At 72.9% G+C, this 22700-nt stretch carries 26 protein-coding genes and 1 riboswitch; of the genes, 15 read left to right on the top strand and 11 right to left on the bottom strand.

Annotated elements, in window-relative coordinates:
- Window positions 1-33: 33 nt before the first annotated feature.
- Window positions 34-579 (bottom strand): peptide deformylase, encoded by a 546-nt coding sequence (gene def / locus ABZ858_RS09190; RefSeq protein WP_361374271.1) that lies wholly within the window; start codon window positions 577-579, stop codon window positions 34-36.
- Between the two features lie 157 nt (window positions 580-736).
- On the opposite strand from def, the gene ABZ858_RS09195 reads away from it, so the two are divergent.
- From ABZ858_RS09195 to rocD, 8 genes are all read left to right on the top strand, one after another.
- Window positions 737-1975 (top strand): MurT ligase domain-containing protein, encoded by a 1239-nt coding sequence (locus ABZ858_RS09195; RefSeq protein WP_361374273.1) that lies wholly within the window; start codon window positions 737-739, stop codon window positions 1973-1975.
- A gap of 20 nt (window positions 1976-1995) precedes the next feature.
- Entirely contained in the window at window positions 1996-2724 is a 729-nt protein-coding gene (locus ABZ858_RS09200) for a glutamine amidotransferase (protein ID WP_361374275.1), read from the top strand.
- 239 nt (window positions 2725-2963) lie between these two features.
- Complete coding sequence (locus tag ABZ858_RS09205) at window positions 2964-3989, top strand: 6-phosphofructokinase (RefSeq protein WP_361374277.1); 1026 nt, start codon at window positions 2964-2966, stop codon at window positions 3987-3989.
- A gap of 150 nt (window positions 3990-4139) precedes the next feature.
- Window positions 4140-5087, top strand: a complete 948-nt coding sequence (locus ABZ858_RS09210; protein WP_361374279.1) for a cytochrome c oxidase assembly protein — start codon at window positions 4140-4142, stop codon at window positions 5085-5087.
- 124 nt (window positions 5088-5211) lie between these two features.
- Complete coding sequence (locus ABZ858_RS09215; protein ID WP_361374281.1) at window positions 5212-5382, top strand: hypothetical protein; 171 nt, start codon at window positions 5212-5214, stop codon at window positions 5380-5382.
- 195 nt (window positions 5383-5577) lie between these two features.
- Window positions 5578-6081 carry an Lrp/AsnC family transcriptional regulator gene (locus tag ABZ858_RS09220; protein WP_361374283.1) on the top strand — a complete coding sequence of 168 codons (504 nt, stop codon included), beginning with the start codon at window positions 5578-5580 and terminating at the stop codon, window positions 6079-6081.
- Between the two features lie 124 nt (window positions 6082-6205).
- Window positions 6206-7036, top strand: a complete 831-nt coding sequence (gene ddaH / locus ABZ858_RS09225) for a dimethylargininase (protein WP_361374285.1) — start codon at window positions 6206-6208, stop codon at window positions 7034-7036.
- The gene (rocD, locus tag ABZ858_RS09230) at window positions 7033-8253 is read left to right on the top strand and encodes an ornithine--oxo-acid transaminase (protein WP_361374287.1); all 1221 of its coding nucleotides are present in this window, start codon (window positions 7033-7035) and stop codon (window positions 8251-8253) included. The genes ddaH and rocD overlap by 4 nt, the downstream gene beginning before the upstream one ends.
- A gap of 57 nt (window positions 8254-8310) precedes the next feature.
- Here rocD and ABZ858_RS09235 read toward each other — a convergent pair whose 3' ends face one another.
- Window positions 8311-8730, bottom strand: coding sequence for a CBS domain-containing protein (locus ABZ858_RS09235; RefSeq protein WP_361374289.1), 420 nt, complete (start codon window positions 8728-8730; stop codon window positions 8311-8313).
- A 199-nt stretch (window positions 8731-8929) separates the two neighbouring features.
- Here ABZ858_RS09235 and ABZ858_RS09240 point away from each other — a divergent pair, with 199 nt between their 5' ends.
- A complete protein-coding gene (locus ABZ858_RS09240; protein WP_361374291.1) occupies window positions 8930-9238 on the top strand; it encodes a hypothetical protein in 309 nt (102 codons plus the stop codon).
- A gap of 31 nt (window positions 9239-9269) precedes the next feature.
- On the opposite strand, the gene ABZ858_RS09245 is transcribed toward ABZ858_RS09240, so the two are convergent.
- From ABZ858_RS09245 to ABZ858_RS09275, 7 genes are all read right to left on the bottom strand, one after another.
- The gene (locus ABZ858_RS09245; protein ID WP_361374293.1) at window positions 9270-9770 is read right to left on the bottom strand and encodes a DUF4396 domain-containing protein; all 501 of its coding nucleotides are present in this window, start codon (window positions 9768-9770) and stop codon (window positions 9270-9272) included.
- A 140-nt stretch (window positions 9771-9910) separates the two neighbouring features.
- On the bottom strand, window positions 9911-10600 hold the full coding sequence (locus tag ABZ858_RS09250; protein ID WP_361374295.1) for a DUF305 domain-containing protein: 690 nt from the start codon (window positions 10598-10600) through the stop codon (window positions 9911-9913).
- Between the two features lie 105 nt (window positions 10601-10705).
- Window positions 10706-11236, bottom strand: a complete 531-nt coding sequence (locus ABZ858_RS09255; RefSeq protein ID WP_361374297.1) for a DUF6153 family protein — start codon at window positions 11234-11236, stop codon at window positions 10706-10708.
- Window positions 11237-11310: 74 nt separating this feature from the next.
- Window positions 11311-11937 (bottom strand): DedA family protein, encoded by a 627-nt coding sequence (locus ABZ858_RS09260; protein WP_361374299.1) that lies wholly within the window; start codon window positions 11935-11937, stop codon window positions 11311-11313.
- Window positions 11938-12146: 209 nt separating this feature from the next.
- Window positions 12147-13715 (bottom strand): alpha/beta hydrolase, encoded by a 1569-nt coding sequence (locus ABZ858_RS09265; protein ID WP_361374531.1) that lies wholly within the window; start codon window positions 13713-13715, stop codon window positions 12147-12149.
- Between the two features lie 197 nt (window positions 13716-13912).
- Window positions 13913-14167: a type II toxin-antitoxin system Phd/YefM family antitoxin gene (locus ABZ858_RS09270; protein ID WP_361374301.1), complete on the bottom strand. Its 255-nt coding sequence runs from the start codon at window positions 14165-14167 to the stop codon at window positions 13913-13915.
- A 43-nt stretch (window positions 14168-14210) separates the two neighbouring features.
- A complete protein-coding gene (locus ABZ858_RS09275; protein WP_361374303.1) occupies window positions 14211-14561 on the bottom strand; it encodes an ANTAR domain-containing protein in 351 nt (116 codons plus the stop codon).
- Between the two features lie 728 nt (window positions 14562-15289).
- Window positions 15290-15504, top strand: a riboswitch (cyclic di-AMP (ydaO/yuaA leader).
- Window positions 15505-15507: 3 nt separating this feature from the next.
- On the opposite strand from ABZ858_RS09275, the gene ABZ858_RS09280 reads away from it, so the two are divergent.
- Window positions 15508-15981 carry a C40 family peptidase gene (locus tag ABZ858_RS09280; RefSeq protein WP_361374305.1) on the top strand — a complete coding sequence of 158 codons (474 nt, stop codon included), beginning with the start codon at window positions 15508-15510 and terminating at the stop codon, window positions 15979-15981.
- 50 nt (window positions 15982-16031) lie between these two features.
- On the opposite strand, the gene ABZ858_RS09285 is transcribed toward ABZ858_RS09280, so the two are convergent.
- Window positions 16032-16472 carry an ATP-binding protein gene (locus ABZ858_RS09285; protein ID WP_361374307.1) on the bottom strand — a complete coding sequence of 147 codons (441 nt, stop codon included), beginning with the start codon at window positions 16470-16472 and terminating at the stop codon, window positions 16032-16034.
- A gap of 265 nt (window positions 16473-16737) precedes the next feature.
- Here ABZ858_RS09285 and ABZ858_RS09290 point away from each other — a divergent pair, with 265 nt between their 5' ends.
- Window positions 16738-17598 (top strand): helix-turn-helix transcriptional regulator, encoded by an 861-nt coding sequence (locus tag ABZ858_RS09290; protein ID WP_361374309.1) that lies wholly within the window; start codon window positions 16738-16740, stop codon window positions 17596-17598.
- A 28-nt stretch (window positions 17599-17626) separates the two neighbouring features.
- On the top strand, window positions 17627-17857 hold the full coding sequence (locus ABZ858_RS09295) for a DUF397 domain-containing protein (protein ID WP_361374311.1): 231 nt from the start codon (window positions 17627-17629) through the stop codon (window positions 17855-17857).
- A 132-nt stretch (window positions 17858-17989) separates the two neighbouring features.
- Here ABZ858_RS09295 and ABZ858_RS09300 read toward each other — a convergent pair whose 3' ends face one another.
- Window positions 17990-19117 carry an 8-amino-7-oxononanoate synthase gene (locus ABZ858_RS09300; protein WP_361374313.1) on the bottom strand — a complete coding sequence of 376 codons (1128 nt, stop codon included), beginning with the start codon at window positions 19115-19117 and terminating at the stop codon, window positions 17990-17992.
- 147 nt (window positions 19118-19264) lie between these two features.
- Between ABZ858_RS09300 and bioB the strand changes: the two genes are divergently transcribed.
- Genes bioB through bioD form a run of 3 tightly spaced genes read left to right on the top strand, consistent with a single transcriptional unit; the run spans window position 19265 to window position 22560 of the window.
- Window positions 19265-20557, top strand: coding sequence for a biotin synthase BioB (gene bioB, locus ABZ858_RS09305; RefSeq protein ID WP_361374315.1), 1293 nt, complete (start codon window positions 19265-19267; stop codon window positions 20555-20557).
- Window positions 20550-21830: an adenosylmethionine--8-amino-7-oxononanoate transaminase gene (locus ABZ858_RS09310; protein WP_361374317.1), complete on the top strand. Its 1281-nt coding sequence runs from the start codon at window positions 20550-20552 to the stop codon at window positions 21828-21830. Before bioB ends, ABZ858_RS09310 begins: the two co-directional genes overlap by 8 nt.
- 1 nt (window position 21831) lies before the next feature.
- The gene (gene bioD / locus ABZ858_RS09315; protein ID WP_361374319.1) at window positions 21832-22560 is read left to right on the top strand and encodes a dethiobiotin synthase; all 729 of its coding nucleotides are present in this window, start codon (window positions 21832-21834) and stop codon (window positions 22558-22560) included.
- Window positions 22561-22700: the final 140 nt, after the last annotated feature.

The following is a 22700-nucleotide window of genomic DNA, read 5'->3' on the forward strand; positions in this document are numbered from 1 at the left end:
CCGGCCCCGTCCCGGCGCACCGCCCCGCGCCGCTCACCCCCGGCGGCCCCAGGGCGCCCGCGCCGCCTTCGCCAGCACCCGGCGGCGGCCGCGGTCTGTGAGGTGATCCACATAAAGGCGGCCGTCCAAGTGGTCGCACTCGTGTTGCAGGCACCGGGCGAAGAAGCCCGTCCCGTCCACGGTGACCGGCTCCCCGGCCGCCGTGAAGCCCTCCACCACCGCGTGGTCGTGGCGTTCGGCGCCCGCCTCCAGGCCCGGCAGCGACAGGCACCCCTCCGGCCCCCGCAGCACGATGCCGTCCGCCGCCACCAGCCGCGGGTTCACCACATGCCCCAGATGCCGTACGTCCTCGTCGTCCGGGCAGTCGTAGACGAACACGCGCAGCGCCTCGCCGACCTGATTCGCGGCCAGTCCCACCCCTTGCGCGGCGTACATCGTGGCGAACAAGTCCTCGACGAGCGCGGCGAGTTCGGGGCCGAAGTCGGTGACCTCCCGGCAGGGCGCGCGCAGGGCCTCGCCGCCGAGCAGGGTGAGGGGCCGTACGCGCCCGCGGGCGCCGGGGATCGAGCGGTGTCGCATGGCGGCAAGGGTACGGTCCTCCTGCACGCGCGAACGGCGCGCGGGCGCCGTGACGGTCCGGAATTCGGGTGCGTGAACGGATCTCGATAGGCTGAGGTCCACACCACGTTGCCGGATGGCTTTGGCGCGGCGCGTACGCAAGGAGGATCGAGAACTGATGGCAGGCAACTCGGACCCGCTCACGCCGCGGGCCAAGCTGGCCGTGACCGCGGGCAAGGCGGTCGCGGCGGCATCGCGCGCCGCGGGGCGCGGCAGCGGTTCGGTGATCGGCGGCCGGGTGGCGCTCAAACTCGACCCCGACCTGCTGGCCCGGCTCGCCCAGCACCTGGACGTCGTCCTGGTGTCGGCGACCAACGGCAAGACCACCACCACCCGGCTGATCGCCGAGGCGCTGCGCGCCGCGGGCCCGGTGGTCTCCAACGCGCTCGGCGCCAACATGCCGGCCGGCATCACCTCGGCGCTGGCGGGCGGCTCGGACGCGAAGTTCGCGGTGATCGAGGTCGACGAGAAGTATCTCGCGGGCGTGGCCCGGGACACCGACCCCAAGTGCATCGCGCTGCTGAACCTCTCCCGCGACCAGCTGGACCGGGCCGCCGAGACCCGGATGCTCGCGGAGAACTGGCGCGAGGGCCTGGCCGGCTCCAAGGCCGTCGTCGTCGCCAACTGCGACGACCCGCTGGTGGTGTGGGCCGCGTCCTCCTCCCCCAACGTGATCTGGGTGGCCGCCGGCCAGATGTGGAAGGACGACGCCTGGTCCTGCCCGGCCTGCGGCGGTGTGATGCAACGGCCGGGCGACGACTGGTACTGCGGCGAGTGCGGCTTCCGCCGGCCCACGCCCAGCTGGGCCCTGTCCGGCGACCACGTCCTGGACCCGCACGGTTCGGCCTGGCCGATCCACCTCCAGCTGCCGGGCCGCGCCAACAAGGCCAACGCCACCTCGTCCGCGGCCGTCGCCGCCGTCTTCGGGGTGCCGCCGCAGGTGGCGCTGGAGCGGATGTACCAGGTGCAGGCGGTCGCCGGACGCTATGACGTCGTCCAGTTCCAGGGCCGCGACCTGCGCCTGCTGCTGGCGAAGAACCCGGCCGGCTGGCTGGAGACCTTCTCGCTGATCGACCCGCCGCCCACCCCGGTGATCCTGTCGGTGAACGCGCGCGGCGCCGACGGCACCGACACCTCCTGGCTGTGGGACGTCGACTACACCCGTCTGACCGGCCACCCGCTCCTCGTGATCGGTGACCGGAAGCTGGACCTCGCGGTGCGGCTGGAGGTGGCGAACCAGCACTTCCAGGTCTGCGACTCCCTCGACCAGGCCGTGCAGCAGGCGCCGCCCGGGCGGATCGAGGTCATCGCCAACTACACCGCGTTCCAGGACCTGCGCCGCCGCGTCGGCAACTGATCACGGAGGACGACCACTTCATGAGCGACAACCAACTGCGGCTGGTGTGGATCTACCCTGACCTGCTGAGCACCTACGGCGACCAGGGCAACGCACTCGTCCTGGAACGCCGGGCCCGGCAGCGCGGCCTGGACGTGGCCCGGCTCGACGTGCGCAGCGACCAGCCGATCCCCACCTCCGGTGACATCTACCTGATCGGCGGCGGCGAGGACCGGCCGCAGCGGCTGGCGGCCGAGCGGCTGCGCCGCGACGGCCACCTGTACCAGGCCGTGCAGAACGGGGCCATCGTCTTCTCGGTGTGCGCCGGCTACCAGATCCTCGGGCACGAGTTCGTCAACGACCTCGGCCAGCGCGAGCCCGGCCTCGGCCTGCTCGACGTGGTGTCGGTGCGCGGCGAGGGCGAGCGGTGCGTCGGCGACGTGCTGGGCGACATCGACCCCCGGCTCGGCCTGCCGCCGCTGACCGGTTTCGAGAACCACCAGGGCGTCACCCACCTCGGCCCGACCGCCCGTCCGCTCGCCCAGGTCCGGGTGGGCCGGGGCAACGGCACCGGCGACGGCACCGAGGGCGCGTACAACGACACCGTCTTCGGCACGTACATGCACGGGCCGGTGCTGGCCCGCAACCCGCTGATCGCGGACCTGCTGCTGAAGCTGGCGCTCGACGTCAACGCGCTGCCGCCGACGGACGACCGCTGGTACGAGGCGCTGCGGGACGAGCGCATCGCGGCGGCGCAGCAGCCCGCGTAGCACCCACGGGTGTCCGGGCCGGGCGGAGCGGGTCTCCCGTGCCCGGCGCCACCTCGCGTACACCGGCCCGTCGGCACGGCGCAACCAGCCCGTCTGACGGGCCGTACGCACAGGTGAGCGGGGTCGTCCAGCAGGCGGACGCCTGGTTCGGACCTGCCGCCCGGTGCCGCTAGGGTGGCGGGGATCGAGCCGGACAGCGCGGTCCGGTCCCGGCCCACGTGGAGAAAGTTGTTCGGGCTATGCGCATTGGTGTCCTCACGTCCGGCGGCGACTGCCCCGGCCTGAACGCCGTCATCCGGTCCGTCGTGCACCGCGCCGTCGCCGACCACGGCGACGAGGTCATCGGCTTCCGGGACGGCTGGAAGGGCCTCCTGGAGTGCGACTACCTCAAGCTCGACCTCGACGCCGTCGGCGGCATCCTGGCCCGCGGCGGCACCATCCTCGGCTCCTCCCGGGTCCGCCCCGAGCAGCTGCGCGACGGGGTGGAGCGGGCCCGGGGCCATGTGCGGGAGCTGGGGCTCGACGCGATCATCCCGATCGGCGGTGAGGGCACCCTCAAGGCGGCCCGGCTGCTGTCCGACAACGGCCTGCCCATCGTCGGCGTGCCCAAGACCATCGACAACGACATCGCGGTCACCGACGTCACCTTCGGTTTCGACACCGCGGTGACCGTGGCCACCGAGGCCCTGGACCGGCTGAAGACCACCGCCGAGTCCCACCAGCGGGTGCTGATCGTGGAGGTCATGGGCCGGCACACGGGCTGGATCGCGCTCCAGTCCGGCATGGCGGCCGGCGCCCACGCCGTCGTCGTCCCCGAACGGCCCTTCGACATCGGGGAACTGACCCGGAAGGTCGGCGAGCGGTTCGCGGCGGGCAAGCGGTTCGCGATCGTCGTGGCCGCCGAGGGCGCCAAACCGCTGCCCGGCACCATGGACTTCGACGAGGGCGGCAAGGACATCTACGGCCACGAGCGGTTCGCCGGCATCGCCCGGCAGCTCTCCGTGGAGCTGGAGGAGCGCCTGGGCAAGGAGGCCCGGCCGGTCATCCTCGGGCACGTCCAGCGCGGCGGCACCCCGACGGCGTACGACAGGGTGCTGGCGACCCGGTTCGGCTGGCACGCGGTGGAGGCCGTGCACCGCGGGGAGTTCGGCCGGATGACGGCGCTGCGCGGCACGGACATCGTGCTGGTGTCGCTGGCCGAGGCCGTGGAGACCCTCAAGACGGTGCCCGCCGACCGGTACGCCGAGGCGGAGTGCGTGCTGTAGGACACGTCCGGCCCCGAGCCGCCCCCGGTCGCGAGCGCGGCCGGGGGCGGTTCTACTCTGGGTGCGGACAGACAGCTGTGGACAGACGGCTGCGGACACGCACAGCTGTGGTCAGACAGCGCACAACCCCCACGAATCAGGAGCCGGCGGATGGATCACAGCGGGCATGGCATGACCATGGACCTGCCGCCGTTCACGCTCGGCCGCGGCCTGGAATGGTCCGCGGACCCGTTCTTCCTCGTCGCCTGCCTGCTCGCTCTGGGCCTGTACGGCTTGGGCGTGGTGCGGCTGCGGCGGCGCGGCGACTCCTGGCCGGTGGGCCGCACCATCGCCTACGTCGCCGGGGTGCTGACCGTGCTGCTGGTGATGTGCACCAAGCTGAACGACTACGGCATGGTCATGTTCAGCGTGCACATGGTCCAGCACATGGTCATCAGCATGCTGTCGCCGATCCTGATCCTGCTCGGCGCGCCGATCACCCTGGCCCTGCGGGCGCTGCCGGTGGCCGGCCGGGGCCGCAAGGGGCCGCGCGAGCTGCTCCTCGCCCTGCTGCACAGCCGCTACATGCGGATCGTCACGCATCCCGCCTTCACCATCCCGCTGTTCATCGCCAGCCTGTACGCGCTGTACTTCACCCCGATCTTCGACTTCCTGATGGGGTCCAGGGCCGGGCACATCGCGATGATGGTGCACTTCCTCGCGGTCGGCGTGGCGTTCTTCTGGCCGATCATGGGCGTCGACCCGGGCCCGCACCGGCCGGGCTACCTCATGCGGATGCTGGAGCTGTTCGCCGGCATGCCCTTCCACGCGTTCTTCGGCATCGCGCTGATGATGGGCTCCACGCCCATGGTGAAGACCTTCCAGGACCCGCCCGCCTCGCTCGGCATCGACGCGCTGTCCGACCAGACCGCGGCCGGCGGCATCGCCTGGGCGTTCAGCGAGGTCCCCTCGGTGCTGGTGCTGCTCGCACTGCTGTTCCAGTGGTACCGCTCCGAGCAGCGGCAGGCCAAGCGCAAGGACCGGGCCGCCGACCGGGACGGCGACAAGGAGCTGGCGGCGTACAACGCCTATCTGGCCTCGCTCAACACCCGCGGCTGAGCGCCGCCGGCCGTCCCGGCCGTCCTTTCCCTCACCTCCGTCCCCTCACTTCCCGCACAGTCGTCCCCTCGGCGGCGCGGCCGGGGCACCATGGAGGGAAACGGACCAGCAGGAGGGTGGCGCGATGCCCGGTTCGGCGAACGGTTCCACCAGGGCGATGGGGGTGCTCACCGTGGGCGCCCTGGTCGTGGTGACGGCCTACACGGTGGCGCTCGGCGGCAACGGCTGGCTGTGGTTCGGCTGGGTCGTGCTGGGCCTGGTCACCCTGGGCATGGTCGTGACCCACGACGGCTGAGCCCGCCGCTCCCCGGGCCGTCACTCCGGCGCGAGCCGGCCCGGGGGCCGGCGCCGGGCAGGCAGAGCAGTTCCTCCGGGGAGGGGCGTTCGTCGGCGGCGGCGGGGGCGCGCAGCATGATGGTGGAGCGTGGGGGCGAAGGGCGGCCCGGGACATGTGCCGGGGAGCGTCGTCCGCTGTGGATACAGTGCCGACATGAACAGCAGGTCCACGCCGTTCGACGACCTCGACCGGAAGATCCTCACCGCACTGATGGCGAACGCCCGTACGAGTTTCGCGGAGATCGGCGCCTGTGTCGGGCTGTCCTCGACGGCGGTCAAGCGCCGGGTGGACCGGCTGCGCGAGTCCGGGGTGATCACCGGGTTCACGGCCACGGTCACGCCCTCGGCGCTGGGCTGGCGCACGGAGGCGTACGTCGAGGTGTACTGCGAGGGCGCCGCCCCGCCGCGGCGGCTGGCGGAGGTGGTCCGCAACCATCCGGAGATCACGGCGGCGATGACGGTGACCGGCGGCGCGGACGCGCTGCTGCACGTGCGGGCGCGGGACGTGGAGCACTTCGAGGAGGTGCTGGAACGGATCCGGACGGAGCCGTTCATCCGCAAGACGATCAGCGTGATGGTGCTCTCCCATCTGCTGCCGGACAGCCCGGAGGCGGCGGCCAGCCAGCCCGCCCCGCCGGACGCAGCAGACGTGCGCTGAGCAGGCCGAACACGCAGCGTTCCGGCGCGGACACGCAGCTTTCGTTGCTTGTCGCCCGTATCCGTCCCTTCCTACCTTGGTGGCAACCCTCAGTCGACACGCCAGGAAGCGGAGGAACCCCTTCGTGCCCGAGTCCCGTGTGCCGCGCCGACGGCGCTTCCTCGCCTGCGAACCCAGGCACTTCGCCGTGCAGTACGCGATCAACCCCTGGATGCATCCGGACCGTCCCGTCGACACCGGCCGCGCGCAGGCCCAGTGGCAGGCGCTGGTGGCCGCCTACCGCGCCCACGGCCACACCGTCGAGACCGTGGAACCCGTGCCCGCGCTGCCGGACATGGTCTTCGCCGCCAACGCGGCGGTCGTCTTCGGCGGCCGTGTCTTCGGCTCCCTGTTCAAGGCGCCCGAGCGGCGCCCGGAATCCGTCCCCTACGACACCTGGTTCAAGTCGGCCGGGTTCGACGTCTACCGGCCCGAGTCCGTGTGCGAGGGCGAGGGCGACTTCGTGCCGGCCGGCCGCTGGCTACTGGCCGGGACCGGTTTCCGCACCACCCGCGAGGCCCATCGCGAGGCGCAGGAGTACCTGGGCGTGCCGGTGATCGGCCTGACCCTGGTGGACCCGTGGTTCTACCACCTGGACACGGCGCTGTTCGTGCTCGACGACGGGAGCGACGGGCACGACGCGAACATCGCCTACTACCCGGAGGCGTTCTCCCCCGGCAGCCGCGAGGTGCTCGCCCGGCTGTACCCGGACGCCGTGCTCGCCACCCGCGAGGACGCGGCGGCCTTCGGCCTCAACTCCGTCTGCGACGGGCTGCACGTCTTCATCGCGCCCGGCGCGACCGCCCTGGCCGCCCGGCTCGCCGAGCGCGGCTACGTCCCCGTCCCCGTCGACCTGTCCGAGTTCCACAAGGCCGGCGGCGGCATCAAGTGCTGCACCCAGGAGATCCGTTCATGAGCGCACCCGCCCGCACCCGTACCTCCGGCGAGCTGATCTCGGCCGAGGAGCCGGTGCTCGCGCACAACTACCACCCGCTGCCCGTGGTCGTCGCCCGGGCCGAGGGCGCCTGGGTGGAGGACGTGGAGGGCCGCCGCTACCTCGACATGCTGGCCGGCTACTCGGCGCTGAACTTCGGCCACCGCCACCCGGCGCTCGTCGAGGCGGCGCACCGCCAGCTCGACCGGCTCACCCTGACCTCGCGGGCCTTCCACAACGACCGGCTCGCCGACTTCGCCGAGCGGCTGGCCCGGCTGACCGGCCAGGACATGGTGCTGCCCATGAACACCGGCGCCGAGGCGGTGGAGAGCGGCATCAAGGTGGCCCGCAAATGGGCGTACGACGTGAAGGGCGTCCCGGACGGCCGGGCGACGATCGTGGTCGCCGCGGACAACTTCCACGGCCGGACGACGACGATCGTCAGCTTCTCCACGGACGAGACGGCCCGCGCGGGCTTCGGCCCCTTCACGCCGGGCTTCAAGGTCGTGCCGTACAACGATCTGGCGGCGCTCGAAGCGGCGGTCGACGAGACCACGGCGGCCGTGCTGATCGAGCCGATCCAGGGCGAGGCCGGGGTGCTGATCCCCGACGAGGGCTACCTCACCGGGGTGCGGGAACTGACCCGGCGGGCCGGCTGCCTGTTCGTGGCCGACGAGATCCAGTCGGGCCTGGGCCGCACCGGGCGCACCCTGGCCGTCGAGCACGAGAACGTGGTGCCGGACGTGGTGCTGCTGGGCAAGGCGCTGGGCGGCGGCATCGTGCCGGTGTCGGCGGTGGTGGGCAGCCGCGAGGTGCTCGGCGTGCTGCGTCCGGGCGAGCACGGGTCGACGTTCGGCGGCAACCCGCTGGCCGCGGCGGTCGGCTCGGCGGTGATCGGCCTGCTGGAGACGGGCGAGTTCCAGCGCCGGGCCGCCGGGCTGGGCGCGGTGCTGCGCACGGAGCTGACCGAGCTGGTCGGCCGGGGCGTGGTGGGCTTCCGCTCGCGCGGCCTGTGGGCGGGTGTCGACGTGGACCCGGCCATCGGCACCGGCCGGGAGATCAGCGAGCGCCTGATGCGCGAGGGCATCCTGGTCAAGGACACCCACGGTTCCACGATCCGGCTGGCCCCGCCGCTGACCGTCACCGAGGACGAACTGCGCTCGGCGGTCGCCTCGCTGGCGAAGGTGCTGGCCGCCTGAGCGGGCGCACACCGCCGGGGGCGCCCCGTCCGGGCGCCGCCGGCGGTCGTGGCGTTCCTACTCGTTGGGCTTGGCCGCGCTGATGTCGCCGAGCGCGGAGTCCGGGTCGCGTTCGATGGCCAGGTCCCCGATGGAGACGATGCCCACGGCGTGGCCGTGGTCGACGACCGGCACGCGGCGCACCGAGTGCTCCCGCATCAGCTCCACCACGTGGTCGAGTTCCTCGTCGGGGGAGATCGTGAACAGGTCGCCGCTGCACGCGGAGGCGACGGTCCGCTGCTCCTGGTCGCCGCCCTCCGCCAGCGAGCGCACCACCAGATCCCGGTCACTGACCAGGCCGCGCAGTTCGTCGCCCTCGGTCACCAGGACGATCCCGATGTCCTCGTCGCGCATCTTCTGGGCGACCGCCGTGACCGAGGTCTGCGGCTCCACCGTCACCAGTCGGCTGGTCATGATGTCGCGGACGTGCTGAGCCATGACGCCTCCCTTCCTCGGGTCCTGCGGTGGCGTCCACCGCTCTGCCCGGCCCGGGTACCCGGGCCGGACGGCGCCGCACTCCTGCCGCCGGGGGCGGATCCGGGAGGCGGGACGGCTAGTCGGCCTTTCCGTGACTCGTTGGCCTCTCGGTGAGGGGGTACCCGGCCGGTGACGGCACTTCCTTGAGGAGATGACTCCCATGCTGCTCATCGGCCTGCTCCTCCTCGCGGCCACAGGAGCCTTCGTCGGTCTGGCCATCGCCGGGAACCTGTCCGGCGGCCCCGACTACTCGGTGTCCATGCTCGGAAACCACCTCGTCACCATGAACACGCTGGCGATCTTCAGCGCCGGACTGGCGCTCGCGTTGCTCTTCTGCCTGGGCTTGTCCCTGATGGCCGGCGCCGCGACGCACCACCGCCGGCTGCACCGGGCCGCGCGCTACGGCCGCCCGGCGGACACCCGTCCGGTGGACGACACCACGCGCCGGGACGACCGCCGCTACCCCTGACCCCGGCCGGCCGTGCTCGCCGGCGCGGGTGTCAGTGGTACGCGTGCACCACCGCGTGACCCTTGCCCCGGCCGATCATCCAGCGGTTGACCGGGGTGGTCACCACGAAGGCCAGGGCGAGGGAGAGGACGAGCGAGAGCCAGAACAGCACGTCGGACAGGCCGGCGGCCAGGGCGCCCGGCACGCCCACCATGACGGTGTTGTCGATCAGTTCCATCACCGCGATGGAGACGGTGTCGGCGGCCAGGGCCACCTTGAGCGCCTGCCGCAGGGGGATGCCGGCCCGCAGGACGCCGCGCATCGTCAGCGCGTAGCCGAAGACGAAGGCGAGGGCGATCGAGACGGCGACGGTGGCCGCGTTGTGCAGGCCGGCGGCGGTGCCGATCACCATGCCGAGCACCTCGCCGATCGCACAGCCGGTCAGGCAGTGCAGGGTGGCCTGCGCGGCCGTCCGCCAGGAGGCGCGGTGGTCGCTGCCGTGGTGCTCGTGGCCTTGGTGGTGATGCCGGTGTTGTTGTTCCTGGTGTGTCATCGTCGCTCTCCCCTGCTGGTGAAGAAGGCACCTGACGTGTGAACCCTATACCCCCCGGGGGTATTCCCGCCGGGTGTGGTGGGCCGGTGACCCGGGGCGGCGGCGGGCACACGGCCGCCGCCCCGGGTCACCGTTGGGGGTCACCGCCCGCCGAGGAGGTTCTTCATCTCGGTGATCTCGGCCGACTGCGAGGTGACGATGGACCCCGCCATGGCCTTGGCCGGACGGTAACCGCCCTTGCCCTGTTCGGCCTTCGCCATGACGACGGCGCCCTCGTGGTGGCCGATCATCATCTGGAGGAACGCCCGGTCGAAGGCGGCGCCGGAGAGCTTGCCCAGCTCGCCCATGTCCGCGTCCGACATCATGCCGGGCATCGACGAGCCGGAGTGGCCCGCGCCCGAGTGGTCCATGCCCGGCATGTCCCCCATCCCGGAGGCGGTGGCGTCCGGTACGTTCGCACCCCACGCCTTCAGCCAGCCGGTCATGGTGGCGATCTCCGGGTCCTGGGCCTTCCTGATCTGCGCGGCGAGACTCTTCACCTGCGGGGACGCGGACCGGGTCGGGGCGAGCGCGGCCATGGTGACGGCCTGCCGGTGGTGCGGGATCATCTGCTGCGCGAACGCGACGTCCTGCGCGTTGTGTCCGTCCTGGGCGGCCGAGGGCGCGACCGAGGGACCGGAGGCCGCCGCCGTGCTGTGGGCCGAGTGGCCGGGCGTGGAGTCGCCGCCGCCGCAGGCGGTCAGCGCCAGCGCGGCGGTCGTGGCGGCGGCCAGCGCGGCGCCACGGCGGAACGCGGTGCGCGGGAGAAGAAGGGTACGGCGCATTGCCATGAGTGCTACAGCTCCTGGGAACGCCCGCGTGCGGGCACGCGGGAACAGCGGATCGTGAGACGGGCCGGAGCACGTCACCCCGGGCGGGGTGCCGTGCGGGCGCCTCTAGATCCGCAGCAGCTGCAGCTCGGACAGATCGGGCGGGGCCCGGCAGTCGGCCGACCGGGCGGCCGGACCGGTACGGACCGTCGGGGGCGGCGCGACGGGCACGGCGAGCGCGGGCGGCAGGGCGGGCGGGGTGTAGGCCGAGGACGTACCGGCCGCCGCGCAGGTCCCGCCCGCGTGCCGCATCGCCGTACCGCCCGAGCCGGCGTCGGAGAGATGACTGCGGGAGTCGCCGGGCCGGTGCGTGGGGGCGGCGAGGTGACCGGTCAGGTGCGCGGGCGCGGTGAGGTGACCGCCCAGGTGCGTGAGGTGCAAGGGGTACGCGGGCGCGGTGAGGTGGCCGGCCGGATGCGCGGGCGCGGCGGCGCGGGCGGCCGGCACGAGCGGCGGCATCGCGTCGTGCTGGCCCATGGCCGGCATCCCGGCGGGCGTCAGCGCGTGCATGGCGAAGACGCCGGCGAGCACCGTCAGGACGAGCAGCGTCCGGCGGGCACGGCTCACCAGGGAGCGGGTGCGGGCGCCGGACGTCATGGGCCCATCGTACGGAGCGGCCGGCCCGCTGTACGCCGTACCCCCGCCGAGGGCACCTCCCGATCCCCCGCCGCTCACGACTCGCGCTGCCGCCGGCGCCGTACCAGATGGCGGGCGATCAGCGCGACGACGAGGACGGCGAGCGCGACGAGGACGTACACCTCGTAACGCCGGACCGTGTCGTAGACGGTGTCGATATGGGTCCCCGCGAAGTAGGCGAGGCTCACCCACAGGCCCACCCACAGGGCCGCGCCGAGCGCGTTGAACGCGAGGAACCGCAGCCAGTGCATCCCGGTGGTGCCGGCGATGATGCCGTTGGCCTGGCGCAGCCCCTCGACGAAGCGCGCCACCGTGACGATCTTGCCGCCGTGCCGGGTGAAGAACCGCTCGGCCGTCTCGAACCGCTTCGGTGTCAGGAAGATGTACCTGCCCCAGCGGTGGACGAAGGCGCGGCCCCCGAAGTGGCCGATCAGATAGCCGATGTTGTCCCCGACGACGGCCGCGGCGAACGCGATGACCCCCACGGCGACGATGTTCAGCTCGCCCGCCCCGGCGTACACGCCGGCCGCGATCAGGATCGTCTCGCCGGGAGCGGGGATCCCGAAGTCCTCCACGAAGACCACGCCCCCGACGGCCCAGTAGCCGTAGTGGCTGAGCAGCGGTGCCAGGTGCTCCAGCGGACCCGGTAGCGGAGGAGCCATGCCCCCACCGTACGACGCCGGGCGGGCGGGGCCCGGCAGGCGCCGCGTCCTGCCGGCCACGGGGAGCCCCACGGCGTGCGTGCGGCACGCGGCGTACGCGGGTGTGGGCGCGGCGTGCGCGGGTGTCGGCGCGGCGTGCGCAAGGGGCGGCCGGATGATCCCGGCCGCCCCTCGGAGCCTCGCGTCCGCCGGTTCGCGGCGGTCGTGCCTTACGGCTTGGGCGTGGCGTGCGGTCCGCAGGTCACGTCCGCCCGGTCCACCTGCCCGGTGAGCAGGTAGGTGTCGACCCGGGTGTTGATGCACGGGTTGACCAGGCCGGTCACGCCGTGCGAGCCCGCGTCCTTCTCGGTGATCAGGCGGGAGCCCTTGAAGCGCTGGTGCAGCTCGACGGCGCCCGGGTACGGGGTCGCGGCGTCACGCGTGGACTGCACGATCAGCACCGGCGGCAGGCCCTTGCCGGTCTTGACGTTCACCGGGGTCCGCTGCTTGACCGGCCAGGTGGCGCACGGCAGGTTCATCCAGGCGTTGGACCAGGTCAGGAACGGGTACTGCGCGTTCAGCCGCGTGTTGTCCCGGTCCCACTTGCGCCAGCTCGTGGGCCACTTGGCGTCGGCGCACTCGACGGCCGTGTAGACGGCGTTGCCGTTCTCCGCGGAGATGTTGCCCGCGATGTCGGTCATGTCGGGGGCGGCCGCGTCGATCAGCGGCTGGGAGTCACCGGCGAAGTACTTGCTGAACGCCGTCGCCACCGGCACCCACGAGGAGTCGTAGTACGGGGCGGTCTGGAAGAAGGCGAGCAGCTCGGCCGGGCCGACGACCCCGCCGATCGGCTGCTTCTTCGCGGCGGCGCGCAGCTGGAGCCACTTGGCCTGGACGGCGTCGCGGGTGGTGCCCAGGTGGAAGCTGGCGTCGTTCTTGGCGACCCAGTCCTGCCAGTCGTTCCACCGGCCCTGGAAGGCGACGTCCTGGTCCAGGTTGGCCTCGTACCAGATGTTCTCCTGCGCCGGGTTGACGACGCTGTCGACGATCATCCGGCGGACGTGGCCCGGGAACAGCGTGCCGTAGACGGCGCCCAGGTAGGTGCCGTAGGAGACACCCAGGTAGTTGATCTTCTTCTCACCGAGCGCGGCACGGATGACGTCCAGGTCGCGGGCGGTGTTCGGAGTGGTCATCTGCTGGAGCATCGCGCGGCCGGTGCGGTCGAGGCAGCCGTCGGCGTACTCGCGGGCCAGCTTGCGCTGGGCCCGCTTGTCGGCCTCGGAGTCGGGCACCGGGTCCGCCTTCGGCGCCTTGACGTACTCCTGCGGGTCCTCGCACGAGATGGGGGTGGAGTGGCCGACACCGCGCGGGTCGAAGCCGACGAAGTCGTACGCCTTGGCGACGTTCGCCCAGACCGGGTTCTTGGCGGTGACGCGGGCCGGGAAGCGCAGGCCCGAGCCGCCCGGGCCGCCCGGGTTGTAGACCAGGGCGCCCTGGCGCTCCTGCGGGGTGCCGGTGTTGCCGATGTGGTCGACGGCGAGCTTGATCTGCTTGCCGTAGGGGTGGGCGTAGTCCAGCGGCACCGAGACGTAGCCGCACTGGATGGGCTTGGCCAGCGCCCAGTCGGCGGGGCAGTCCTGCCAGTCGATCCCGGCCCGGGCGGCGCGGGCCGCGGCGATCGTGGCGCCGATGGCCTCCCGGTCCTGGCCGTGCCGGCTGTCCGCGCTCGCCGCGGGGGCCGCCACGGCGCCGGCTATCAGGGTCGCGGTGACCAGCGCACCGGCCGAACCGAGCGCCATGACCCGGTTCTTCGGTCTGTTGACCCTCAAGTGGGACCTCCCCGTACGTCGTTACGAATTGGGTACGGGGGATCCTTCCGGCTGTGAGGCGTCTGAGAACAGGGGCTGTTGACCTTCTTTACCAATCCGATAACCGGCGTGGTGTGCTCCGCTCAGCGGAGACGCGTCGGGGCGGCGGTCCGGGGCGCTGCCGTTCGCTACCCGGCCCGGTGCCCCCGGTGTCCGGCGGTGAGGCCGGGACTGGGCGATTCGCGGACGGGGGCGGCCGGCGTCGCCTGCTTCCCGGCGGACCGCTCCCACGCTTGTAGGCGTTCCAGGTCGGCCGCGCAGACCAGGGCGACCAGCGGCCTGCCGTGCCGGGTGACCACGACGCGCTCGCCGCCGTAGACCACCCGGTTGATCAGATCGGCCAGTTCCGCCCTGGCGCGCGTCACCGGAATCTCGTGGGCCATGAACCCCACCTTACGGGCGCGCGCCCCGTCGCTCCCGGTGCGCTCAGCGGCCGGTGGAGCAGCGCGCCGCATGCCGGCCGAGGGCCCGTCTCAGCTCCTCCAGCTCGGTGTCGGACAGGGCGCCGCCCTGGGCGAACTTCAGCACGTGCTCGGCGACCGTGCGCAGCTTGGTGTTGGTGCGCTGGGAGACCTCCCGCAGGACCTGCCAGGCGTCGTCGGGCGGGATCCGGCCGAGGGCGACCAGCGCGCCGATGGCCTGGTCGATGACGGCGTGCGAGGTCAGGGCGTACCGCAGCTGGTCGATCTCCTCGTGCAATCGCTCGTGCTCCAGCACCAGATCGGTGAGGGACAGCGGCTGGAGGGGGTGCCGCCGGGACATCGCGAAGAACACCATGGAGGTCCCCTGGGTCGTCGAGCGGCCGGAGTTCCACCTCCAGCTTGCTCCAGGACTCCCCGGCGCACGACCGGAGGCCGGCCGGCCTGCGGTTTTCCTCCCCGCCTCCCGTACGTCCTGTACGTTTTCCACAGGGCCGCCGCCCGCAGGCCGCCGTCCGGAGATGGACGCCCATGGCCCGACCGTCCGAGTGCCCTACCCCGGCCGGGGAGTGACATGACGCCGGTGCCGACGCCCGAGCCGCAGCCGCTGCCGGCCCGGGCCCTGCGGGTGCTGGACGGCGAGCGGCGCACCGCCCGGGTCACCGTGCCACCGGACGAGGCACGCTGACGCCCACGGCCGGAGGCGGGTCCGCCACGGGCAGGGGCAGACACACGGACCGGCGCGCGCAGGCGCGCGGGCAGACGCACAGCAGAGCGGCGGGAGCGCGACACGCGGACACGGGTCGAAACGGTCCACACGGATTACCGCTGTTCGGCGTAGGCAAACATCTTTTTTCGGCGCCGCCGGGCTTGCGCGGCCCCCCTGCCCGAATGGCGGAACAAGGCGCTTCGCCGCTGGTCCGGGGCCTGTTGACGAAGAACACCGCTGCTCGAACACACGGATACCCACCCGAACGGACGAGTGGTGAGTAACAACACAAACCTCCGGTTCCGTTGGGATTTTCGGACATGTGTGGGTCAAGATCCCTGTCTGACGACAAGCCCCCGCCACCAGCGGCGGGGCGGTCCGGGCGGACGCCGAGTCCTGCCGCCGCCTGGACGACCGGTCGACGGAAGTGGATCGGCAGGAGTGGAGGACCCGAGCACGACGGGTCGCCGGAACGGTCATGCCACGGCCGGACCGCGCAGCCCTTGGGGTGAAGCCGCACACCGTGCGGCCGGGCAACTTCGCCAGCCCGAATCCGACAGGTCATCCTTCACAGGCGGCTGACGAAGGGTTGCGCATGAGTGCGCTCGATCGTGTCCCGTCGCTCATGGCCCGGGCCGGAACGGCCTCGGCCCTGACCATCGCCGCCGTGGGCGGCTCGATCGTGGTCCCCGGTGCCGCCTCCGACGCCTCCGCCGCGACGATGGCGACGAAGGCGCTGCGGATCGCGGCGTCCAAGAAGGGCTCTCCCTACCAATGGGGAGCAACGGGCCCGTACAGATTCGACTGCTCCGGCCTCACCTTGTACTCCTTCAAGCGAGCCGGCAAGAAGCTGCCCCGCACGGCCGCGCAGCAGTACAACAAGGCCCGGCACATCTCCTCGGGCAGCCGCCGCGCCGGGGATCTGGTGTTCTTCCACTCGGGCTCGTACGTCTACCACGTCGGCATCTACGCCGGCGGGGGCAAGATCTGGCACGCGCCCAAGACCGGTGCGGTGGTGCGGCTGGAGAAGATCTGGACCAGGAGCGTCTGGTACGGCCGGATCTCCTGATCCTCATCGGTCCTGGTCCGGCCGGGAGCGGCGGCGTCTGCCCGGGCGCGCTACGGCCCGGGCCGGTCCGCCGGCTCCGGCCACGGGAGTTCGACGCAGACCGTCTTGCCGCCCTCGCGGGTGGGACGGACCGTCACCCTGCCCCCGCACTCCGCGGTGAGCCATCTGATGATCACCATGCCCCGGCCGTTGTCCTGCTGGACAGCGGCCGGCAGCCGTTTGGGGAACCGCGGATGACTGTCGGTCACTCCGATGCGCAAGCGTTCGTCACGGTCGAGGACGAGATCCACCCGGAAGGTGGGTGACTGCCCGAGGGTGTGCTGTACGGCGTTGGTGGCGAGTTCGGAGACGATGAGCCGCACCGAGTCCGCGGTGTCCGCGTCCGACGGCAGGCCCCACTCCACCAGCGTGCCCACCGCGTGGGCGCGGGCGGCGGCGACCGAGGCCGGATCGCTCGGCAGAGTGACGGATGCTTCCAGGTGGTCTGCCATGGCGAGGTCGCCCCTTTCCCACGGGACCGCGGTCCGACACGGAGCGGATGGTTCGAGTACGGTCCCGGACTGGTGCTTCGCCGTCAGACTGCCACCACCGGGGCCGTCACGGTGGCGATCCACCGGGATATGCATATATCTGTCGCTCGAAGCGGTGAACCCTGCGACGGCAGAACGTATTTGTCGCCGGTCGCCGGACGCCCAACCCGGCGGGCCCGGGCGGCCGCCCGGGCGGGGAGCCCACAGAAGGAGTGAGGAGCTGTCCATGCAGCACGGTCCCGCGGTGCGCCGCCGGAAGCTGGGCGCCGAACTGCGCGCGCTGCGCGGCGGCGCGGGCCTCACCAGCGGCGAGGCGGCCCGCCTCGTGGGCTGGCACCAGTCGAAGGTGAGCCGGATCGAGACCGGCGCCAGCGGGGTGAAACCGGCCGATGTGCGGATCCTGCTGGACGCCTACGGGGTCCGGGACGCCCAGTTGCGGGACCTGCTGCTCGTGCTGGCGGGCTCCGACGACGGCGACGGGCGGCACCACTGGTGGCACGCCTACCGGGGCGTGCTGCCGCCGACGTACCGGGACTTCATCAGCCTGGAGTCGCAGGCGAGCGCCATGCGCACGCTGGAGACATCGGTGGTCCCCGGGCTGCTGCAGACCCCCGAGTACGCCCGCGCGGTGACCCGCGCCGCCGTGGACGGGCCGGCCGACGAGCGGCTGGACGCGCTGGTGGAGGTGCGGCTGGCCCGGCAGGACGTGCTGCGCGGCGCTCCCCCGCTGGAGCTGAACGCGGTGCTGGACGAGGCGGTGCTGCGCCGGGAGGTGGGCGGGCCCGAGGTCATGGCGCGGCAGCTGGAGCGGCTGATGGAGGCGGCCCGGCTGCCTCAAGTGCGGTTGCAGATCCTGCCGTTCGCGGCCGGTGCGCACATCGGCCTCACCGGGCCTTTCGTCATCTTCTCGTTTTCGAACACTTCTGATCTGGATGTGGTCGTTCTCGACAACTTGACGAGTAGCTTCCATCTCGAACGGAAAGAAGACGTAGTGGCCTACACCCTGGCCTTCGACACTCTCAGGTTCCATGCCCTCTCGATCGAGGACTCGCTGGACTTCATCGCCGGGTTGCTCCGGGAGGGATGACAGCACGCGACCGCGTCATGGAGGCTTCATGCCTGCTCTGCCTCGGAACGTTCCTTCCACGACCGATCTGCCCGGCGTGCGCTGGCTGCGCAGCAGTCACAGCACGGGAGCGAACAACTGCGTCGAGACGGCCCGGCCGGCCCGCGGGCCGTACACCGGACTGCTCGCCGTGCGCGACTCCAAGCGGCCGGCCGGGCCCGCGCTGCTCTTCTCGCCGGGGAGCTGGACGCGGTTCACGGCCGCGGCGCACCGCTTCTGACCGCCCGCCGGACGGCCGGGAACCGGCCTTCCGCTTCCCCGTTCTTCCCGTCCTCCCTGTCCCCCCGATCCCCCATTTCCCCGGTCCCCCCATTCCCCTGTTCCCGGCGACGCACGGCCGTGTCACGCCGACTCATGGTCGCGTCTCGCCGATCACCCGTACAGCGCGTTCGATCTGCGCCCCGGAGAGGTCCGCCCGGGCGGTCAGCCGGAGCCGTGAGACACCGTCGGGTACGGAAGGAGGACGGAAACAGCCCACGGCCAGGCCCGCCGTACGGCAGTCCGCCGCCCAGCGCACGGCCGCCTCCGGGGACGGCGCGCGCACGGAGACCACCGCGGCGTCCGGGCGCACCGCCTCGTGCCCCGCGGCGGTCAGCCGGGCGTGCAGTTCGGCGGCGACCGCCCGCGCCCGCGCCGCGCGCTCCGGCTCGCGGCGCAGCAGGCGCAGCGCCGCCAGGGCGGCCCCCGCCGCGGCGGGGGCCAGTCCGGTGTCGAAGATGAACGTCCGCGCCGCGTTGACCAGGTGGTCGATGACCCGGGCGGGCCCGAGCACGGCTCCGCCCTGGCTGCCGAGCGACTTGGACAGGGTGAGGGTGACGACCACGTCGTCGGCGCCCGCGAGCCCGGCCGCGTGCGCGGCGCCGCGGCCGCCGTCGCCGAGGACGCCGAGGCCGTGCGCGTCGTCGACGACCAGCCCGGCGCCGTGTTCCCGGCACGCCTGGGCGAACCGGGCCAGCGGGGCGGCGTCGCCGTCGACCGAGAACACCGTGTCGGAGACGAGCACCGCGTCACCCGTGTGGGTGCCGAGCGCCTTGCGTACGGCGTCCGGGGCGGCGTGCGCGACCACCTGTGTGGCGGCGCGGGCCAGGCGGCAGCCGTCGATGAGCGAGGCGTGGTTGCCCGCGTCGGAGACGATCAGCGAGCCGTGCGGCGCGAGCGCGGTGACCGCGGCGAGGTTGGCCGCGTAGCCGGAGGAGAAGACCAGGGCGGCCTCGAAGCCGCAGAAGGCGGCCAGTTCGCGTTCCAGTCCGGCGTGCAGTTCGGTGGTGCCGGTGACCAGCCGGGACCCGGTGGCCCCGCCGCCCCACCGGCGCGCCGCGGCGGCGGCCCCCTCGGTGACCTCGGGGTGGCGGGCCAGCCCCAGGTAGTCGTTGCTCGCCAGGTCGAGCAGCGGCGAGTCGGCCGGGCGGGGGCGCAGCGTGCGGACGAGTCCGGCGCGGCGGCGCGCGGCCGCCTGCTCGTCGATCCAGCCGAACGCCATGGCTCCTCCGGGGCTTTTGTAGGCAGTGGACAGACACTAGCGGGCGGACGGGTCGCCCATGGTGTGGCAATACCCACACGTCGAACCGTCTGTGTTGTGCGGACTCTCCTTGGCCCGGGGCGGTCCGGTAGGACAGGATCGGCTCCCATGGACCTGCTGAACACGCTGGTGGACAAGGGGCTTCGGCGCGAGCTGCCGACCCGCGGGGAAGCGCTGGCCGTGCTGGCCACCTCCGACGACGAACTGCTCGATGTGGTGGCGGCGGCCGGGAAGGTGCGCCGCCACTGGTTCGGCCGACGGGTGAAACTCAACTATCTCGTCAACCTCAAGTCGGGCCTGTGCCCCGAGGACTGCTCCTACTGCTCGCAGCGGCTCGGCTCGCAGGCGGGCATCCTCAAGTACACCTGGCTCAAGCCCGACGACGCCTCGAAGGCCGCGGCGGCCGGGCTGGCGGGCGGCGCCAAGCGGGTCTGCCTGGTGGCCAGCGGGCGCGGCCCGACCGACCGCGACGTGGACCGGGTCTCGCAGACCATCAAGGCCATCAAGGACCAGAACGAGGGCGTCGAGGTGTGCGCCTGTCTCGGGCTGCTCTCCGACGGCCAGGCGGAGCGGCTGCGCGAGGCCGGGGCCGACGCCTACAACCACAACCTCAACACCTCCGAGTCGACGTACGGCGACATCACCACCACCCACACCTACGCCGATCGGGTGGACACGGTGCACAAGGCGCACGCGGCCGGGCTGTCCGCCTGCTCGGGACTGATCGCCGGGATGGGCGAGCGCGACGAGGACCTCGTGGACGTGGTGTTCTCGCTGCGCGAGCTGGACCCAGACTCCGTTCCGGTGAACTTCCTGATCCCCTTCGAGGGCACTCCGCTCGCCAAGGAGTGGAACCTGACCCCGCAGCGCTGCCTGCGGATCCTCGCCATGGTCCGGTTCGTCTGCCCGGACGTGGAGGTCCGTATCGCGGGCGGCCGCGAGGTGCATCTGCGCACCCTGCAGCCGCTCGCGCTGCACCTGGCCAACTCCATCTTCCTGGGCGACTACCTGACCAGCGAGGGCCAGGCCGGCAAGGCCGACCTGGAGATGATCGCGGACGCCGGGTTCGAGGTGGAGGGCGCCGGCGAGGTGACGCTGCCGGAGCACCGGGCGGCGGCCCAGGGCGGTGGCTGCGGCTCCCCCGCGGGCGGGGGCTGCGGGTCCGAGGAGGGCGAGGACGCGGCGGGTCGCGGGGCGCGGGAGGCGGCCGGGTGCGGGGCGCACGAGGCCGCCGGGTGCGGCTCGCACGGCGAGGCGGGGTGCGGGGCGCACGAGGGCGGCGGGGTCTGCGGTTCCGCGCCGGCGCAGGCGCCCGCGCCCGTCTCCGGGAGTGAGCCGCGCACGGATCTGGTCGCCGTCCGCCGCCGGGGCGCCGGAACGGACCTCGCCCCCAATGCCTGACCTGCCCGTGCCCGAGCTGCTGGACCTCGACCGGCGGCACGTGTGGCACCCGTACGGTCCGATGCCCGGCCGTCAGGAACCGCTCGTCGTCGAGTCGGCGAGCGGCGTCCGGCTGAAGCTCGCCGACGGCTCGGGCGAGCTGGTCGACGGCATGTCGTCGTGGTGGGCCGCGATCCACGGGTACCGCCACCCGGTGCTCGACGCGGCGGTCCGCGAGCAGGTGGAGCGGATGAGCCATGTGATGTTCGGCGGGCTCACCCACGAGCCCGCCGTCCGGCTCGCGAAGCTCCTTGTCGACATGTCTCCTGATGGTCTCGAACATGTCTTCCTGGCCGACTCCGGTTCCGTCTCGGTCGAGGTCGCGCTCAAGATGTGTCTGCAGTACTGGCGTTCGCTGGGCCGTCCGGAGAAACGGCGGCTGCTGACCTGGCGGGGCGGCTACCACGGCGACACCTGGCAGCCGATGTCGGTGTGCGACCCCGAGGGCGGGATGCACGAGCTGTGGGCCGGTGTGCTGCCGCGCCAGGTCTTCGCCGGGGCACCGCCGGCCGAGTACGACGAGACGTACGCCGCCGCGCTGCACGACCTGATCGAGGAGCACGCCGGTGAACTGGCCGCCGTGATCGTCGAACCGGTGGTGCAGGGCGCGGGCGGCATGCGCTTCCACTCCCCCGCGTATCTGCGGGTGCTGCGCGAGGCCTGCGACGCGCACGACGTGCTGCTGGTGTTCGACGAGATCGCGACCGGGTTCGGCCGCACCGGCGCCCTGTTCGCGGCGCAGCACGCGGCGGTCACCCCGGATGTGATGTGCGTGGGCAAGGCGCTGACCGGCGGCTATCTGACGATGGCGGCGACGCTGTGCACCGCGCGGGTGGCCGAGGGCATCTCGCGCGGCGAGGTGCCGGTGCTGGCGCACGGTCCGACGTTCATGGGCAATCCGCTGGCGGCCGCCGTGGCGTGCGCCTCGATCGAACTGCTGCTCGGCCAGGACTGGCGCACGGAGGTCGAGCGGATCGAGGCGGGGCTGCGCGAGGGCCTGGCCCCGGCGGCCCGGCTGCCCGGGGTGAAGGACGTACGGGTTCTCGGCGCCATCGGCGTCGTCCAGCTCGACCACCCCGTGGACATGACGGCGGCGACCCGGGCCGCCGTGCGTGAGGGTGTGTGGCTGCGGCCGTTCCGGGATCTGGTGTACACGATGCCGCCGTACGTCACGGACGACGTGGACGTGGCACGGATCGCGCGCGCGGTGTGCGCGGCGGCGCGGGAGGGATGAGATGCCGGTACTGGTGATCACGGGCACGGGCACGGAGGTCGGCAAGACGGTCGCCACGGCGGCCGTCGCGGCGGCGGCGCTCGCGGCCGGCCGGTCGGTGGCCGTGCTGAAGGCCGCGCAGACGGGTGTGGGCCCGGACGAACGCGGTGACGCCGACGAGGTCGCGCGCCTGGCCGGGGCGGTCACGGCGGCCGAGGTCGCCCGCTATCCGGAGCCGCTGGCGCCGGGCACGGCGGCACGCCGGGCCGGCCGGGCCCCGGTACGGCCGCAGGAAGTGGCCGACGCCGCCGGCAAGCTGGCCGCCGGGCACGATCTGGTGCTGGTCGAGGGGGCCGGTGGCCTGCTCGTCCGGTTCGACGAGGCGGGCGGGACGCTCGCGGACGTGGCCAGGCTGCTGCGGGCGCCGGTCCTCGTCGTCGCCCCGGCGGGCCTCGGCACCCTGAACAACACCGAGCTGACAGCCCGTGAGCTGCGCTTCCGCGAGCTGGACCTGCTGGGCGTGGTGATCGGCAGCTGGCCCGGCCGGCCCGACCTGGCGGCGCGCTGCAACGTCGCCGATCTGCCGCAGGTGGCCGGCGCCCCGCTGCTCGGCGCGCTGCCCGAGGGCGCCGGCGCCCTCGACCCCGCCGACTTCCGCGCGGGCGCCCCGCAGTGGCTGGCGCCCCGCCTGAACGGCAGGTGGGACGCGGCGGCCTTCACGGTCCGGGAGGCGCCGGCGCCGTTCGCCTGAGACGGGCGGCACGCGCACGCGTGCGTTCGCGTCGGACGGTCCGTACGCGCGCGTGGCGACGGTGCCGGTCGCGTACGCGCGCGCGAGCAAGGCGTGTGTACGACCGTCAGCGCGTACGTACGTTCGCGTGTGCGTACGTA

Origin of the sequence: Streptomyces sp. NPDC047017, assembly GCF_040644175.1 — a bacterium.
Lineage (GTDB): Bacteria > Actinomycetota > Actinomycetes > Streptomycetales > Streptomycetaceae > Streptomyces.